Below are 16,685 nucleotides of genomic sequence, written 5' to 3'. Positions count from 1 at the left end.
GGCAAAGAATACCAAATAAATATTCAAAATTGTTAAACAATGGAAATTGACAAGTCATTCCGTTTTTGACATTGTGTTCCTAGTGTTTGTATTCTAAGCGATTTTCAACATGGAAAAAATGAAAAAAAATACAAAGGATGAAAACTTTTACAAAGTGATTATCGTGGGTGGCGGTTTTGCTGGTCTTGGTGCTGCGATCAGATTAAAACAAGCAGGGATTGAAGATTTCATATTGCTGGAAAAGGCTGCAGAAATGGGCGGGGTCTGGCGTGAAAATACTTATCCAGGCTGCGCTTGTGATGTACCATCCGCACTTTATTCATACTCATTTGAACAAAACCATGCATGGTCACGGGTATTTGCACAGCAAAAAGAAATTAAACAATATTTATTTGATGTGGTAGATAAGTACAAGGTCATGCCACATGTGCATTTGAATCGTGAAGCTTTAAAAGCACAGTGGTCAGATGTAGAAAAGTGCTGGAATATCCAAACCGAACAGGGTGAGTTGCGCTCTGAATTTGCAATTCTTGCTTGTGGTCCTATGCATGAACCTGTATTGCCTGATGTTAAAGGTATTGAAACCTTTAAAGGGGAAATTTTTCATTCTTCACAATGGCGGCATGATTTAGACTTAACCGCTCAACGAGTTGCGGTGATTGGAACAGGTGCTTCGGCCATCCAGTTTGTACCGCAGATTCAACCACAAGTTAAACAACTGACGATCTTTCAACGTACTGCACAATGGATTTTGCCCAAGTCAGACATGCCATTACTTGCGCCCATTCGTGCCATGTTTAAGCTGTTACCGCTGACTCAACAGCTGATGCGAGGTTCAGTGTATGGAATTTTTGAAACGATAAATGGTGGAATTCAAAGTCCTGCGGCAATGAATCAATTCCAAAAAATAGCCAAATGGCATTTAAATTACCATATTAAAAATCCACAACTACGAGAAAAATTAACCCCAAATTTTATTATGGGTTGTAAACGTATTTTGCAATCTAACAATTGGTATCCCGCTTTAGCAAAAAATAATGTAGAGGTGATTGCCAGCGGTTTATCTGAAATAAATGGTAATACTTTAATTGCAAGTAATGGTGAACGTTGTGAAGCAGACATAATTATTCTTGGTACGGGGTTTGAAATTGCAGAACCGCCAATCGCCAATCGTGTCTATAACCGTTTTGGACAGCGGATGTCAGATGTTTGGCAGGGGAGCCCTGAGGGCTATATGGGAACAATGATAGAAAATTGTCCAAACGGCTTTCTGATGTTTGGTCCAAATGTCGCTGTGAGTTCCTCAGCATTTATTATCATTGAAGCTCAGCTTGATTATATTATTGATGCTTTGAAACAGGCAATTCAATTCGGCATCAAGACTATTGAACCAAATCCAAAAATTACAAAAGTCTTTAATGAAAAAGTCCAAGCAGCTTTGCAAACTACGGTATGGAACAAGGGGGGATGTCAAAGCTATTTTATTGATCGCAATGGGCGCAACAGTACAGTTTGGCCGTGGTCAACCTATAAACTCCGAGCAAAGATGAAACATTTTAATTTAGCTGAGTATTTGATTAATCATCAACCTGAACCAAGCCCAGTGTTAAAGCAAGAAGATATTGTATGAAAAAGGGATTTTAATCTTCATCCTATTCAAGCCTATAAAAGAGGATAGATGTGAAATGTACCAAGATTTTAAATAAAGGATAAAGCAATGTTTAAAAAACAAAAATTAAAAGGCAAAGTGATTGCGATTACTGGTGCCGCACGTGGCATTGGTTTAGCAACCGCGGAAGCCTTAATTGCACAAGGTGCAAAAGTCAGTATTGGTGATCTTGATTTAGCACTTGCTGAAAAAGAAGCACAGCGTATTGGTGCAAAAGCTTTTAAAGTGGATGTGCGTGATCGTAAATCATTTGCCCAATTTATTCAAAACACCATTCAACATTATGGCAGTTTTTATGGTTTAGTGAATAATGCTGGGATTATGCCGATGGGGGCTTTTCTGGATGAAGATCCCGCTTTAGCAGATGCACAAATTGATATTAACTTTCGTGGTGTCATCATTGGCATGCAATTGGCACTTCCCGAATTGCTCAAATATAAACAAGGGCATATTGTGAATATCGCTTCACTTGCAGGCCGTTTTGCTTTGCCAGGTTCAGCGGTTTATTCTGGAACTAAATTTGCTGTGATTGGTCTCACTGAAGCAGTTGCAGGTGAGTTTCGTGATTCAGCTATTCAGTTCACTGCAATTTTACCCAGTAAAGTGCTGACAGAGCTCACCGCTGGAACTGAAAATGCTGCAAAAACGATTCCAGTTGTGACATCACAAGATGTTGCCAATGCAGTTTTGAGTGCTTTGATTAAGCCTCGATTATTTATTGCAGTACCTGATTACTTACAAACAGTACATAGTGCTTATGCCTTATTGCCGCAATGGGCGCAAACAGGTGCACGTCGTATCTTGGGGGATAATGGTATCTTGACTAAACTTGATCATTCTGCCCATTCAAGTTATGCCAAGCGAATTCATAAGTTGGCAGAATAATTGCTTATTAAAAAGAAACTTTTTAAATCAGTTCATTTGGCTCAAAGTAAATACTCCACTTTGAGCCATTTTTTATGGGTGTGGCTAAGATGGATATCATTGCATCTATATTCAATCTGTCAAAAAACTCAGACACAAGAGTAGAATTGATTTAATCAATATTATTAATTAAATTAACTATATGGAAGAAAATTTTTTGTTTATAAAAAAATTGCAATGCCACAGCTTACATTGAAAGTTTAAATACCTTTGCGTAGGCGATGCATCACTTTTCGTAGGGGATGTCAAACTTTGCGCTGCAAACAAAGCTGTGCTTTGTTTTTACTCATGTGCGAGGGGTACGTGCTGTACCCCCGCCCAACGGCGACATCCATGTTAGGATCACTATCTAGGATTCAAAAGTACAAAAACGAATGAATAGCCAACAGTTTCAAAAAGTTTATACGTAACTATAAGCTTCATTTATGATCAATGACTTGATAGAGGTTATTTGTATGAATAATTAGATGGGTTGACTATACCTGAATGCGTATTACTGTAAAGCTGGTACTACCATATCTTACTAGGAACGTTTAAGTTTCTATTAGATTGATTTGTATTATTTTTTGGAGCTCAGCATGATTTGTGTTGCTAAGCCAAAAAATACTGTACCCATAAACCATTTTTGCATTTTTAACCAAAGCGCATGACGATTTAAAAGTTGGGTAAAAGAACTGGCAGAAAAAATAAACAACATGTTGATGAACAGACTAATCACAATTTGGACAATACCCAAACTAAGCGTTTGCACTAAAACATCGCCTTGATGTGGTTTGATAAATTGTGGCAGCAAAGCTAAGTACATCATCGCAATTTTAGGATTCAGTAGATTAGTCAAAAAGCCCATCAAAAATAGTTTTGAATTTGAATAAGATTGGTTGCTGGTAATCTCAAAAGGCGAGTGAGGTGATTGAATGGTTTTCCAGCCAAGATAAATCAGGTAGAACGCGCCAGCAATTTTTAAAATATCGTATGCAACTGGAATCGTCATTAATAAAGCAGTAATTCCAAAAGCAGCACATAGCATATAAAATACAAAACCGAGTGCTGTGCCTCCCAATGAAACCATCCCCGCAGTTTTGCCCTGACACAAGGACCTTGAGACCAGATAAATCATATTTGGACCAGGGGTGAGAGCCATACCTAGGGCAATCAAGGCAAAAGCAAATAAAGTAGAATCCATATGTTCAATATCAATTATTCTGTAGGGTGATGTTTTGTTGGATACATTCTGCGAGTTTGACTTTATCTTGAGGATGCAAGGTAATGAAGTAGGCACCTACACGATATTGCTCGTTTTCAGCAGGTTCAGAGTACGCAATTTGTGCCGTTGCTGCAATATGGAAGAAATTTTCAGGATGGCTCAGGGTGACATGAATAAAGCTACCTTGTTTCAGGTATTGTTGGCTGGTAAAACTAAAGCCACTTTCAGAAAAATTGACTTTTTGTGGCGTTGGTAACATGGTTTGTACAATAGAATCGTAAAGAGAACCAGTAATAAGGTTTAACTTTTGGTTGAATAAGGATAAGATTCGAGCAATTTGTTGATCTTTTTCATTTAATTGTTCTAATTCGTAGTGAAGTGCATGATCAAATTGATCTAATTCTGCAAGTAGTAGAAAATAGCGCGGTAATACAAAATTAGCATCATATGGATCGTTCAGCGCAACTTCTTCAGAAATGATTTGATAGTTGATCCTTAACGCAGCATCGATTCGTGACATGACACGACGTTCATTTGCTTCATTTTGATGCTGTAACGCTTCCATAAAACACCTCGGACTAGAATGGTATGTTTAAACCAATCTCGCTGTATATAGGGTTGAGATACACTCGCGCACGGCGTAGTAATCACTTTATTTCTTTTATCGCTTTGGTTTCCATGATCGGTCTAACCTTAGGGGTTGCTGTACTGATTACAGTTTTATCTGTTATGAATGGTTTTGACCGAGAGTTAAAGAACCGTGTTTTAGGTATGATACCTCAAGCCACTGTTTCTTCAACACAAATTCTAACAGACTGGCCTGTACTTGCAAAGAAAATTGAACAACATAAGCATGTGACTGGTGTTGCTCCATTTACCCAACTACAAGGTATGCTTACTGCACAAGGACAGGTCGCCGGCATCATGGTGACTGGTATTGAACCTCAATATGAAAAGAAGGTTTCAATTATCCAAAATCATATGGTGGAAGGTAGCATAGATCAACTAAAAAAAGGTGAATATGGCATTGTTCTAGGCAAACAAATGACTGATGCGTTAGGCCTTGGTCTAAATGACAATGTCACCTTGGTTTTACCTGAAGCAACCCCTTCGCCAGCAGGGGTTGTGCCACGTTTTAAACGTTTTAAAATTGTGGGTATTTTTAGTATAGGTGCGGAAGTTGATTCGAGTTTAGGTTACATCGCACTCAATGATGCATCTACGCTATTACGTCTACCTGACGGTGCGCAAGGTGTGCGTATGAAACTGGATGATATTTTCCAAGCGCCACAGGTTGCCAATGAAATTGTTCGTGAGTTACCAAACGGTTTCTATGCCTCAGATTGGACCTATACGCATGGTAATTTATTCAGCGCAATCCAAATGGAAAAGGCAATGGTCAGTCTATTGTTATTCCTAATCGTACTTGTTGCTGCATTTAATATTGTCTCTTCATTGGTCATGGTTGTGACGGATAAAAAATCAGACATCGCAATTTTGAGAACATTAGGCGCATCACCTGCAACAATTACCCGCATTTTTATGGTGCAAGGTACTGTGATTGGTGTGGTTGGAACTGTCGCTGGTGCAATCTTGGGGATTATCTCTGCCTTAGGAATTAGTAACTTTATTGGCTGGTTGAATACTGCATTTGGATTACATTTATTCGATGCTTATTTTATCAACTACTTACCTTCTTATTTAAGATGGCAAGATGTCGTGGTGATTGTGAGCTTGTCCTTGGGCCTCAGCTTTATTGCAACCATTTACCCAGCATTGCGAGCAGCTAAAATTCAGCCTGCGGAGGCGCTTCGTTATGAATAGTGCTACACAAAGTCCAGTGGTTTTAGAGGCACAAAATATCTATAAATCGTTTACTGATGGTAAGTCACATGTAGACGTGATTACAGGCTTATCCTTACAAGTAGCGCAAGGTGAGTTTGTCTCCATTGTGGGTTCAAGTGGGTCAGGTAAAAGTACGCTATTACATATTTTGGGAGGGCTAGATCGCCCTACCCAAGGTCTGGTAAATTTAAATGGCAGACGTTTTGATAACTTGGGTGAAGCTGAACGTGGTTTTTTACGTAATGAACATTTAGGCTTTGTCTATCAGTTTCATCATTTATTGCCTGAATTTACTGCACTTGAAAATGTCGCAATGCCGTTGATGTTAAGAAAAGATGCGGAGTATAAAAAGGTTAAAGAACGTGCTGAATATTTACTTGAACGTGTTGGATTATCGCATCGTTTAACGCATCAACCTGGTGAGTTATCAGGTGGTGAACGTCAACGTGTAGCTTTAGCACGTGCTTTGGTGACACAACCGAAGTTAATGTTAGCCGATGAGCCGACAGGGAATCTAGATCGCAAAACAGCAAAATCTATTTTTGAATTACTGCGTGATTTACGTGAGGAGTTCAATATGGCAATGTTGATTGTGACGCACGATGAGCAACTGGCAAAATCAGCAGATAAAATCCTACATATGCAAGATGGTGTCTGGATTGATGGCTAATTTTAGCACTCATTTGATGATATCATTCTAAAGTGAGGTATATTTTTTAAACTTAAGCCCAATAACTGATTGGGCTTAATCAATAAAACACTGAAAACAATAAATAGAAAAACTATGTATATATATATTGCTTTAATTGGATGGATATTGGGTATCTCTTTTATGGGATACCATTCACCAGCTTCTTTAACTCTCTTGGTATGGATTAGCTTAGCCTTAAGTCTTTTGCTATTTAAATTTTATCGGTCGAAGTATAGATTGATTAATTCCTTGGTATTTAAACTGATCTATTTAAGCTTAGTCGGTATATCATGTGGTCTAATCGGTTGGCATTATGCAGATTCAGCACTCGAAAAAAGATTAAGCTTACGTGATACATCAGCTCATCAAATTGAAAAAATTATTTATATTTCTAGCATAAATACGATTAAGCAAACCAACTCATCCTTTAGTTCCCAACTCCCCCGTACTCAACAGCGTATTCAACAAAAAGTATTGTTACTCGGACTAAAACAAGCCACACAAATGTTAATGTATCTGGATGATTCACAGTCTGAAATGATCCAACTAGGCCAATATTATCGAGTAAGAGGGCAAATCAAACCAATTCACGGTTATGCTGTCGCTGGTGCTTTTGATAAAGAAAAATGGTTTCTACAACAAAACATTCTCGGTGTATTCAAGGCTCACTCATTTGAACATATCGATGAAATTCAAGTGAAACAGTTGGGTTATACATCCTTTATTCGTCAACAGAATACCTTGCTATATAGAGCTCAACTCAGTATCGAAAAGTTACGTCTAAAATTTCGCCATTGGATTGCAGTTTCATCATTACATAATAAGGGATTGCTCTTGGCCTTATTAACCGGTGATGAAAGCTTATTGGCGAATGAAACACATGAGTTATTTAAAAAATTGGGCATCTCTCATTTACTTGCAATCTCTGGACCGCACGTATTAATTTTTGCAAGTTTGTTTTGTTTTTTGTTTAATTCAATCATTAAAAAAGCTTATCCACAGATTTTTTTGAGAATTCCACAACCTTATTTATTGATCTTTCCTTTTTTAGCCTGTGTGGTGTTTTATAGCGCTTTTGTTGGTTTTGAAATTCCCGCGTTAAGAACCATGCTGACAGTCACAATTTTGATTTTTATAATTTTATTCAAGCAAAAAATTCAACCTCTTAAGCATCTATTATTGACAGCCAGTATTTTATTAGTAATTGATCCTTTTAGTATTCTATCTTCTGCTTTTTGGTTATCCTTTGGTTCATGTTTTATTTTGATTCGTGTCTATCAGACTGTTCAGCAACATTCGAATCAAACTGTAGAGACATGGAAAACTAAGACTAAACTATTTATACGAGTATTAATTGATTCGCAATGGAAAATATTTATTGCATTATTACCAGTGGTGCTGTGGATATTTCAACAATTTTCATGGATCACACCCTTGAGCAATTTGATCGCAATTCCAATGATTGGTGCAATAATTGTTCCTATTGAAGTCATGGCGGCATGCATGAGTATACTTTTTGATCCTTTAGGTGGAGTACTCTTTAAAGTTTCTGATATTTTTTTGTCTATATTGTTGTATTTACTGGAAAAGTTGGATCAGTTTCTCAATTTTAAATTGAATTGGTGGGCATTCAATTCTTTGCAAATTATTTGCATTGCTTTGACTGTGTTTATTATCTTTCTGCCCAAAGGTGTGCTTCCCAAATTTTGGGCAATACTCTGCTTAGCACCGTTAGTAATATCACATAAAAATTCTTCAAGATTCCAACTTGATGTCATAGATGTTGGGCAAGGACAGGCAATTTTTTTAAATTTGCCTGAACATAAAATGCTGATTGATACAGGTGGCACATTTGATGAAGAGCAATTCAGTATTGGTAAAAAAGTCATTATTCCATATCTTATGCGACAAGGCATTGCTCAATTGGATCAAGTGATTCTGACCCATTTAGATCAAGACCATAGTGGTGCATTTGCAGAAATAGAGAAGGTCGTCAAAATTGACAAAGTTTATTCAAATGAAATAGATGAGCTGCTTAATCAGCATAAATTTGAGTATTGTCATCAAGGGCAATATTGGCAATATGAAGATGTTCGGATTTCTGTTTTGGCGCCTGCTAAAAATAGCCTAAGCAAAGCTCGGTATGACAGAAATGGACTCTCATGCATCATTTATATTCAAGTTCCTCAGTCGAAATCACATCAAAATTTTTTATTGATGGGGGATGCTGGGTGGGAAACGGAATATAATCTATTAGCACAATATCCAGATTTAAAAGTAGATGTCTTAGTGCTAGGTCATCATGGTAGCAAAAATAGTTCTTCATACGACTTTTTAAAGCAATTACAACCTAAACTTGCGATTGTATCGGCTGGATATGCCAATCGCTATGGTCATCCACATCCGATTGTATTGAAACGGCTAGAGGCTTTGAATATTCCAGTCAAAACCACTATTGAACAAGGTTCTATTCAATTTAAGCTAAATTCGCAAGGGCAGATGGAGTTGATAGGTTATCGGCAAAACTTAAAGTGGCTCGCTTCCCATGATCGTCTCATTGCGGATTGAATTGATCATTTCCATCGCTTCTTTATTGGGAACATTATAAATCTGTTTTAGTTTTGGGTGAGCTTTAAAACGTTTATAACTCCAGTGATAATGTTCTGGGTATTGGCAGATTAATTTTTCGAGCGCAGTGTAAATAATATGTGTGCCCTGATTTGCATCGACCTGATAGATATTTTCATCAATAGGTTGAACGACCATATCAAAACCCTGATTTTCGTTTCTAATAGCATATAGCAAGAGTGCTTTGGATTTGGTCTTTTGGATCAGCTTTGCACTTAAATTACTTGAAAAGAGTGGAATCCCAAAATACTCAATAAGTTCTCCCCCTTGATGTGGCGAATGGTCAGGCAAAATAACGGTGGTACCTCCTTGTTTTAAAGCTCTAAATATTTGCCGGACGCCAGATTCATCTGTTGGAACCAGTGTGGCATTTTCGCGACCTCGCGCAGCACGTACGAAACGATCTGCACTTTCATCTTTAATTGGTTCATACATAATGGTCATTTGCGTATATTGGGCAAACCATGCGTTCATAATTTCCCAAGTACCGAAATGAGGCACGACCAGTACAAGGCCTTTTTTTTCCGCAATTGCTTCATGGAAATGGTGCTCACCTTCAATATGGTGAATACGGTCGATATTTACTTGATTTGAACTTCCCCAAACCGTAAAAAACTCCATATAAGACTGTAATTCATTGCGAATTGCATGCTCTGTAATTCTTTCGCGTTTGGATTTATCTAGGTCTGGAAAGCAAATTTCAATATTTAAACGAATGGTTTCAGAGGTTTTGGTGATACGTAATAAGTTGACAAGTCCAGCCAAAATGCGCGCGATAAAACGTGCGATTGGGATCGGCAGTCGACTGAAAAAATTGAGAAGTCGCGAAGTTGAGGTTTTATCAGTCATCCGGATCTAAAATTAAAGCGCAGGTTAAGTAATAGTGAGATTTAGCAAATTATTATAAGTTAAATCGTAATGATTAAATAGATTATACGGATTCCGTGTATATAATGAAGCATGAATAATTAATTTGGATGGTATAAATGTCAGATTGGCCGCCGAAACCTCAAAATGACAATACAAATTTGAATTCCTCTGCGGGTCAACAGCCTACAGGACAGGAATGGAAGATCTTAGAGAAAGCTGTTCTTGCTTCAGTTGAAGAGCAACGCCGTACTCGTCGCTGGGGGATCTTTTTTAAAATACTCACTTTTCTTTATATTCTCTTTGTCTTAGTTGCACTGGGTAAGAGTTGTTCATTATCAGGGTCAGATGATGGAACAATAACTTCAGAGAATCATTTAGGGGTTGTCAATATCGTTGGTACAATTGATTCAAGTAGTCAAGGTGTAAATAGTACCGATACGATTAAATCATTAAAGAAAGCATTTCAAGCAAAGTCTGCTCAAGCTGTAGTATTGAATGTGAATTCCCCAGGTGGATCACCAGTTCAGTCTGATGATATTTGGCAAGAGATTCAGTACCTCAAAAAACAAAATCCAGAGAAAAAAGTATATGCTGTGATTGGTGATATGGGAGCTTCAGGTGCTTATTATATTGCATCAGCAGCAGACGAAATTTGGGTAAATCCATCGAGTTTGGTGGGATCAATTGGTGTGATTATGCCGAACTATGGGGTAAATGGTTTAGCGCAAAAATTAGGTGTTGAAGACCGAACGATGACTTCGGGAAGTAATAAAGACATACTGAGTATGACGAAACCGATTAATCCAGAACAACGTGCGCATATTCAAGCTTTATTGGACAATGTACATGATCACTTTATCGATGCTGTGAAAAAAGGTCGTGGTGAAAAGCTGAAATCGCAAGATCCAGCGATCTTCTCTGGTTTATTCTGGACGGGTGACCAAGCAATTAAATTGGGTATCGCAGATAAAGCAGGGAATATGGAAACATTAAAACGCGAATTAAAAGTGAAAAAGACAGTTAATTATACGGTTGAACGTAGCCCATTTGACTCAGTTCTAGGCCGTTTAGGTTCAGAAATGGGTCATGGTTTAGGTACAGCCGTGAGCCAGAAACTTGGTATGAATCAAGATGTGAAAATGCAATAGTTCAAGTCTGGTAGATCAGTAAAGAACAATATATTGTATTCTTGTTCTTTACTGAGCCATACAGGATAAAAAACAAAAATATGAAAAAAGAAGATGAAAAAAGAAGATGAAAAAATAAGTCCAACACGATTCTAAAGCTCTATTTTCTTCTTACTTTATGCCATTTTAGCTGGTTTAAACCTGTTTAAGTCATTTGAATGATATCGCTTATTGTAAAACAATAGCAGTGAGTTCACTTAAAATATTTAACTGAATCCAATTTATCAGCTACAGTATTTGCAATTCGTCATATTCAGAGCGTAACACAAGACATGGTTAGTCTATCTCACATGAAACCTGTTATTCATTTTGCCCATGCCAATGGTGTGCCATCTAAAGTCTATATGAAACTATTTGATTTATTGAAAGATCAATATGATGTGATTTATGTTTCTTTATTAGGCACAGATCAACGTTATCCTATTGATAACAATTGGTCGAATTTTGCAGATCAAGTGATTGATAGTATTGTGCAACAATCTAATGGACGTAAAGTCATAGGCTTAGGTCATTCATTAGGCGCTGTTGCAACTTTTTTAGCGTCGTTTAAACGTCCAGATTTATTTGAACAAGCAATTTTATTGGATCCTCCATTGATTATGGGAACCGCATCCTTTGTCTTTAATCTTGCAAAGAAATTTTATCCTCAAAAAATCGATGCGATGACACCAGCTCACCTCAGCTTACGTCGTCGAGATCATTGGGAATCGCGTCAACAAGCCGCAGAGTTGTTACGTCCAAAGGGGTTTTATCAGCATTTTGACGCAGATTGTTTTAAGGCTTATATCGATTATGCGCTAACAGAAGATCATGTTCGTGGTGGCGTGACTTTGACCATTCCTAAGGATGTTGAAGTTGCAATTTTTAGAACTGGTCCTTCTTATTGGTGGTTACCTCATCCACAACCACAAGTTCCAATAGATTTAGTTATTGGTTCTGAGAGCCCTTTTCTAAAACGTAAATTTCCACAAATTACCAAAAAGAAATTTAATATTCCTTTTACTCTGACGGCTGGAGGACATATGTTTCCTTTAGAACATCCAGTTGAAACTGTTAACTTAATTAAAAAGTTGATTCAACAAAATTTATCTAATACCCATTAATCAGTGTTGAATGGGTTACAGATTGTACCTCTCTCTATAGTCAACCTGTCAAAAAACTCGGACACAAGAATATAATAGATTTAATTAATATTTTTAATTAAATCTATTATATGGAAAGATAAATTATTTGATTGTAAAAAGTTTGCAATACAAAATCTTACATTCAAAGTTTAAATATCTTTGCGTAGGCGCTGCCTCATTTTTGCACGACAAAAACCAGTGCTTTGTTCTTGCTCAGATGAAAAGAAGACAAAAATCTTCAGTTGGACGAGGGGTATGTCCTGTACCCCACATTCTTACACACATTGGACGACATCCCTGTCTTCCTGCGATAGGACAACCATCTAGGATTGAAAAGTACAAAAAATGGTTTGATAACCAATAGTTTCTATAAGTTCAAACAAAAATATAGGCTACATTTATGATCAATAAATTGATGGAAATCACTTGTATGAATAAGTAGGAGATTTGATTATAAGTAAAGGTTTTTGTTACGGCCTATCGTTAAAAAGTCCGCTGTTTTTCCCATAAATTGATTTCAATCTTTTTATGTAAAATGTAGCAGTTCAAGCGACTTTGCTATAAACCTATTGTTATCTAAGGTCACTAAATGGGCGAATTTTATATTAGATATAAAAAATGCATCCTTAGATGCATTTTTTGACAGTATTTTAAATCAAGCAAATCTTAAAGTTGGCAAAATTGAATTGGCTGTTTAAGTGCTTGTCCCTTATATAAAACCTGACCATTTTCCAAGTGTTGAATGGTGCCATTACAGATCCATTCAACCGCTTGAGGATAAATTAAATGCTCAAGTACATGGACTCGTGCTGCAAGCGATTGCACAGTATCATGCAAAGTAACTTTTAAAATACCCTGAGTCAAAGCTTGACCAGCGTCTAATTCAGCAGTAACAAAATGCACAGTACAGCCATGCAAAACATCACCTGTATTTAAAACACGTTGATGAGTATGCATGCCTTTGTAATTTGGCAATAGAGAAGGGTGGATATTCACCATTTTTCCTTCCCATGCTTGCACAAACTTTGCACTGAGAATTCGCATAAAACCAGCAAGAATGACTAAGTCAACATTCCAATCCTGTAATTGTTGATGCATAACATCATCAAAAGCTTCACGATTAGGGTAGTGTTTATGCTCAATCACAGTCGTTGCAATGCCTGCTTTTGTAGCACGTTCTATGGCAAATGCTTCAGGTTTGTTGGAAATAACCCCCACGATTTGCCCTGAAAGATTGGCATCAATCAAGGCTTGAAGGTTGCTTCCATTGCCTGAAACGAGTACAGCAATTTTAATCATGTGGGGAGCTTATGCAAAAATCACACGAATTTTTTCGTCTGCGCCTTCAATTGAAGCAGCATTTTCTTGGATATGACCAATGGTCCATGCTTTTTCGCCTTGAGCAGTTAAAACTTCAATGGTTTTGTCAGCATCAGCAACGTCAACTGCAATGACCATACCCACACCACAGTTAAATGTACGGTACATTTCAAATTGTTCTACAGCACCTTCACGTTGTAAAAGTTTGAACAATTCAGGCCATTCCCACGATGATTCATTAATCACAGCTTGAGCACCATTTGGAAGTACGCGAGGTAGATTGCCTGGTAAACCACCACCTGTGATATGTGCCATTGCATGAACATCAACTTGTTTGCATAGCTCAAGTACTGGTTTTACATAAATACGTGTTGGTTCCATTGCAACATCTGCAAGCGGACGACCATCTACTATCTGAGTTAAATCAACGTTTTTCACGTCTAAGATTTTACGAAGTAAAGAGTAACCGTTTGAGTGTGCACCAGAAGATGCTAAACCGATGAGAACATCACCTGCTTTTACTTTAGAACCATCAATGATTTTACTTGCTTCAACCACACCCACAGAAAAACCTGCTAAGTCATAGTCTTCACCTTCATACATCCCTGGCATTTCAGCAGTTTCACCACCGACCAATGCGCAGCCTGCAAGTTCACAACCTTTACCTATCCCAGTCACAACATTTGCAGCAACATCAACATTTAAATGTCCAGTTGCATAATAATCGAGGAAGAATAGAGGTTCAGCACCACATACAAGAAGATCGTTTACACACATTGCAACCAAATCTTGACCAATTGTGTCATGACGGTTTAAGTTCAATGCTAAACGTAATTTTGTACCGACACCATCTGTACCAGATACAAGAACAGGTTCTTCATAACCTTTAGGGATTCTGCAAAGTGCACCGAAGCCGCCTAAACCACCCATCACTTCAGGGCGTGTGGTACGTTTAGCGACAGATTTGATTCGATCGACAAGTGCGTCGCCCGCTTCAATATCGACACCAGCGTCTTTATAGCTTAAACCAGTGTTTGGGGTAGAAGTTGAGTTGCTCATAATTGAAGTCTCCGCATTCGCGCGGGGATTATACCCGAATATACGAAACTCTTATGTTATTTCTGCACTAAAATGCTATCTTTATTAAAATATTTTCCCCTCTATAACGAATAAATTTGAAATAGGCGTGATTCAATGCACGATCGGACTTTAAAACGAATTTTTATCCTTGCTGGAATTGCTTTAGTTTTATGGATTTTATATTTATTAAAACCCGTAGTGATTCCTTTTGTCGCAGCTTTTCTCGTTGCCTATTTATTTAGTCCAGTGGTAGATAAGCTGTCTAAATTTTTGCCAAGGTGGTTATCTATTTCAGTGGTATTTATTGGAATAGGTGTATTACTGACTTGGGCGACTTGGTTTGTTGTACCCTTGGTTTGGAAACAATTAATCTATGCGCGTGACAGTATTCCCGCGGGAATCCATTGGGTGAATTCTACTTTTTTACCGTGGTTATCGAACAATTTCAATGTTGAACATATGGAGTTGGATACAGATCAAATATCTAAAGTAGTGATGGAGTATGTTCAGACCAACTATAGTGCGGATAGTATCCAATCGATGGCATTAAAAATTGCCCAATCTGGACTGAGTTTTATTTCGATCGGTGGAACAATTGTTTTAATTCCAATTATTGCGTTCTATTTCTTACTTGATTGGAATCGGATGTTGGAGCATTTAAAAAGTTTTATCCCACGCCAATATGAAAGTAATGTGCTTAAAATTGTTGGTGAATGCCATAGTGTTTTAGGTGCTTTTGTCAAAGGGCAATTCCTTGTGATGATTTTATTGGGAATTGTCTATGCTGTGGGCTTGCAATTGGTTGGTCTAGAAGTTGGATTAATTATTGGTATGATCGCAGGATTGTGCAGTATTATTCCTTATCTTGGCTTTGGTGTTGGTATTATAGCTGCTGTCATTGCCTGTTTTTTCCAGTTTGGTCTAGATCCAAAGCATTTATTGATGGTTTTAGCTGTATTTGGTGTAGGGCAACTCATAGAGGGATATATCCTTCAACCTTTCTTATTGGGTGATAAAATTGGTTTATCTCCTGTAGCCGTAGTATTCGCAGTACTTGCAGGTGCGCAGTTGGGGGGATTTGTTGGAATGTTGATTGCACTTCCAGTTGCAGCTGTTATCGTGGTTTTACTCAAGCATCTCAAAGAGTTATATCAAGAAAGTCAGTTTTTTAAGGCCAATGATACTTTGGTGACTGTACAAAATCATGGTACCACTGAAACAATTTCAGTCGAAAGCGACCAAGTTGATCTTGATATTGAAGTTAAAAACACGCAAGATACTGATCAATCGATTAAAAATGATCAAAATCCACTTTAGGAATGATTTGAATATATGCGTCAATTGCAGTTGGATATAGAACCACAACTGGATGCCAGAATTAGTGATTTTTCTGGACCAGGTTGGGGACCTGTAATTGATGCTGTGCGTCAGCTTCATGCAGGCCTGATGAATCGTTTCTATATCTATGGTAGCGCTGGAACTGGTAAAAGCCATTTACTCACTGCGATTTGTGATTCTTATTTAGAAATTGGTAAATCTGCGATAAAAGTATCTTTATTGGAATTGTTAGATGCGCCTATAGAAGCGATCACATCCTTAGAAAGCTATGACTTAGTTGCCTTAGATGATATTGAAGCAATTAGTGGCGTACCGCATTGGCAAAAAGCGGTATTCCATCTTATTAATAATAATAATGAAGATGGCGGGCAGTTGGTATTTTCATCACGATTTGCGCCTATTGAATTAAAATTAGAACTCCCTGACCTACAATCTCGACTTACACAGGCTGTCAGTGTAAAAGTACCCAGTGGGCACTCCTATGCTGATCGGCATGCTTTATTGCATTCAGTCTTAGAACGTCGGGGTGTACATTTTGACCCACAAATAACGGAATATTTGCTATTACATGGCCCACATCAAACGAGTACACTACTTCAATCTGTTGAACAGCTAGAAAAGTTATTGAAGGGTGAGAAAACTAAATTATCTCACGCAACCTTAAGACAGATCTATGCATTGATTGATGAATATAGACAATAGTTTTTTTACTGTTGTTGAGTGCGCGTAACACAAATAGATGAAGTTAATCGATTCATCGATAAAAATTCTTGAGAATTTTTATCGCGTGTGACAAAGTACGCAA

General features: G+C 37.7%; 14 protein-coding genes. 9 read left to right on the top strand and 5 right to left on the bottom strand.

The window, feature by feature from the left end:
• The first annotated feature begins 109 nt into the window (after positions 1-109).
• Positions 110-1,630: a flavin-containing monooxygenase gene (locus AC2G3J_RS13020; RefSeq protein ID WP_483770094.1), complete on the top strand. Its 1,521-nt coding sequence runs from the start codon at positions 110-112 to the stop codon at positions 1,628-1,630.
• Positions 1,631-1,717: 87 nt separating this feature from the next.
• On the top strand, positions 1,718-2,554 hold the full coding sequence (locus tag AC2G3J_RS13015) for an SDR family oxidoreductase (RefSeq protein WP_419360316.1): 837 nt from the start codon (positions 1,718-1,720) through the stop codon (positions 2,552-2,554).
• A gap of 598 nt (positions 2,555-3,152) precedes the next feature.
• On the opposite strand, the gene AC2G3J_RS13010 is transcribed toward AC2G3J_RS13015, so the two are convergent.
• Entirely contained in the window at positions 3,153-3,776 is a 624-nt protein-coding gene (locus tag AC2G3J_RS13010; RefSeq protein ID WP_336954757.1) for a LysE family translocator, read from the bottom strand.
• Positions 3,777-3,786: 10 nt separating this feature from the next.
• Complete coding sequence (locus AC2G3J_RS13005) at positions 3,787-4,362, bottom strand: PilZ domain-containing protein (RefSeq protein ID WP_004721776.1); 576 nt, start codon at positions 4,360-4,362, stop codon at positions 3,787-3,789.
• A gap of 23 nt (positions 4,363-4,385) precedes the next feature.
• Between AC2G3J_RS13005 and AC2G3J_RS13000 the strand changes: the two genes are divergently transcribed.
• The 3 genes from AC2G3J_RS13000 to AC2G3J_RS12990 all read left to right on the top strand — a co-directional run bounded on the left by AC2G3J_RS13000 (position 4,386) and on the right by AC2G3J_RS12990 (position 8,901).
• Complete coding sequence (locus AC2G3J_RS13000; protein WP_336954758.1) at positions 4,386-5,621, top strand: lipoprotein-releasing ABC transporter permease subunit; 1,236 nt, start codon at positions 4,386-4,388, stop codon at positions 5,619-5,621.
• On the top strand, positions 5,614-6,312 hold the full coding sequence (gene lolD / locus AC2G3J_RS12995; protein ID WP_336954759.1) for a lipoprotein-releasing ABC transporter ATP-binding protein LolD: 699 nt from the start codon (positions 5,614-5,616) through the stop codon (positions 6,310-6,312). The genes AC2G3J_RS13000 and lolD overlap by 8 nt, the downstream gene beginning before the upstream one ends.
• A 114-nt stretch (positions 6,313-6,426) precedes the next feature.
• Positions 6,427-8,901: a DNA internalization-related competence protein ComEC/Rec2 gene (locus AC2G3J_RS12990; protein WP_419330735.1), complete on the top strand. Its 2,475-nt coding sequence runs from the start codon at positions 6,427-6,429 to the stop codon at positions 8,899-8,901.
• Here the strand turns inward: AC2G3J_RS12990 and AC2G3J_RS12985 are convergent.
• Complete coding sequence (locus AC2G3J_RS12985) at positions 8,860-9,810, bottom strand: lysophospholipid acyltransferase family protein (protein ID WP_336954760.1); 951 nt, start codon at positions 9,808-9,810, stop codon at positions 8,860-8,862. The genes AC2G3J_RS12990 and AC2G3J_RS12985 overlap by 42 nt on opposite strands.
• A 137-nt stretch (positions 9,811-9,947) precedes the next feature.
• Between AC2G3J_RS12985 and sppA the strand changes: the two genes are divergently transcribed.
• A complete protein-coding gene (sppA, locus tag AC2G3J_RS12980) occupies positions 9,948-10,979 on the top strand; it encodes a signal peptide peptidase SppA (protein WP_419328865.1) in 1,032 nt (343 codons plus the stop codon).
• A gap of 329 nt (positions 10,980-11,308) precedes the next feature.
• Positions 11,309-12,121 (top strand): alpha/beta fold hydrolase, encoded by an 813-nt coding sequence (locus AC2G3J_RS12975; protein ID WP_483770093.1) that lies wholly within the window; start codon positions 11,309-11,311, stop codon positions 12,119-12,121.
• Between the two features lie 687 nt (positions 12,122-12,808).
• Here AC2G3J_RS12975 and purN read toward each other — a convergent pair.
• Positions 12,809-13,441 carry a phosphoribosylglycinamide formyltransferase gene (gene purN / locus AC2G3J_RS12970; protein WP_336954724.1) on the bottom strand — a complete coding sequence of 211 codons (633 nt, stop codon included), beginning with the start codon at positions 13,439-13,441 and terminating at the stop codon, positions 12,809-12,811.
• A gap of 9 nt (positions 13,442-13,450) precedes the next feature.
• On the bottom strand, positions 13,451-14,521 hold the full coding sequence (gene purM / locus AC2G3J_RS12965; RefSeq protein ID WP_336954723.1) for a phosphoribosylformylglycinamidine cyclo-ligase: 1,071 nt from the start codon (positions 14,519-14,521) through the stop codon (positions 13,451-13,453).
• A 135-nt stretch (positions 14,522-14,656) separates the two neighbouring features.
• Here purM and cxpE point away from each other — a divergent pair, with 135 nt between their 5' ends.
• Together cxpE and hda are read left to right on the top strand one after the other, a co-directional pair.
• Positions 14,657-15,859: a chloramphenicol efflux transporter CxpE gene (gene cxpE, locus AC2G3J_RS12960; RefSeq protein ID WP_336954722.1), complete on the top strand. Its 1,203-nt coding sequence runs from the start codon at positions 14,657-14,659 to the stop codon at positions 15,857-15,859.
• A gap of 15 nt (positions 15,860-15,874) precedes the next feature.
• Positions 15,875-16,582, top strand: a complete 708-nt coding sequence (gene hda / locus AC2G3J_RS12955; protein ID WP_336954720.1) for a DnaA regulatory inactivator Hda — start codon at positions 15,875-15,877, stop codon at positions 16,580-16,582.
• Positions 16,583-16,685: the final 103 nt, after the last annotated feature.

The organism is Acinetobacter legionensis (assembly GCF_057165765.1).
This window is presented reverse-complemented; position numbering and strand designations above follow the sequence as displayed.

Bases quoted from the DNA above. Each gene is read 5' to 3' on its own strand.
- AC2G3J_RS13020 (WP_483770094.1), top strand. From the start codon at position 110: ATGGAAAAAATGAAAAAAAATACAAAGGATGAAAACTTTTACAAAGTG.
- AC2G3J_RS13015 (WP_419360316.1), top strand. From the start codon at position 1,718: ATGTTTAAAAAACAAAAATTAAAAGGCAAAGTGATTGCGATTACTGGT.
- AC2G3J_RS13010 (WP_336954757.1), bottom strand. From the start codon at position 3,776: ATGGATTCTACTTTATTTGCTTTTGCCTTGATTGCCCTAGGTATGGCT.
- AC2G3J_RS13005 (WP_004721776.1), bottom strand. From the start codon at position 4,362: ATGGAAGCGTTACAGCATCAAAATGAAGCAAATGAACGTCGTGTCATG.
- AC2G3J_RS13000 (WP_336954758.1), top strand. From the start codon at position 4,386: ATGTTTAAACCAATCTCGCTGTATATAGGGTTGAGATACACTCGCGCA.
- lolD (WP_336954759.1), top strand. From the start codon at position 5,614: ATGAATAGTGCTACACAAAGTCCAGTGGTTTTAGAGGCACAAAATATC.
- AC2G3J_RS12990 (WP_419330735.1), top strand. From the start codon at position 6,427: ATGTATATATATATTGCTTTAATTGGATGGATATTGGGTATCTCTTTT.
- AC2G3J_RS12985 (WP_336954760.1), bottom strand. From the start codon at position 9,810: ATGACTGATAAAACCTCAACTTCGCGACTTCTCAATTTTTTCAGTCGA.
- sppA (WP_419328865.1), top strand. From the start codon at position 9,948: ATGTCAGATTGGCCGCCGAAACCTCAAAATGACAATACAAATTTGAAT.
- AC2G3J_RS12975 (WP_483770093.1), top strand. From the start codon at position 11,309: ATGAAACCTGTTATTCATTTTGCCCATGCCAATGGTGTGCCATCTAAA.
- purN (WP_336954724.1), bottom strand. From the start codon at position 13,441: ATGATTAAAATTGCTGTACTCGTTTCAGGCAATGGAAGCAACCTTCAA.
- purM (WP_336954723.1), bottom strand. From the start codon at position 14,521: ATGAGCAACTCAACTTCTACCCCAAACACTGGTTTAAGCTATAAAGAC.
- cxpE (WP_336954722.1), top strand. From the start codon at position 14,657: ATGCACGATCGGACTTTAAAACGAATTTTTATCCTTGCTGGAATTGCT.
- hda (WP_336954720.1), top strand. From the start codon at position 15,875: ATGCGTCAATTGCAGTTGGATATAGAACCACAACTGGATGCCAGAATT.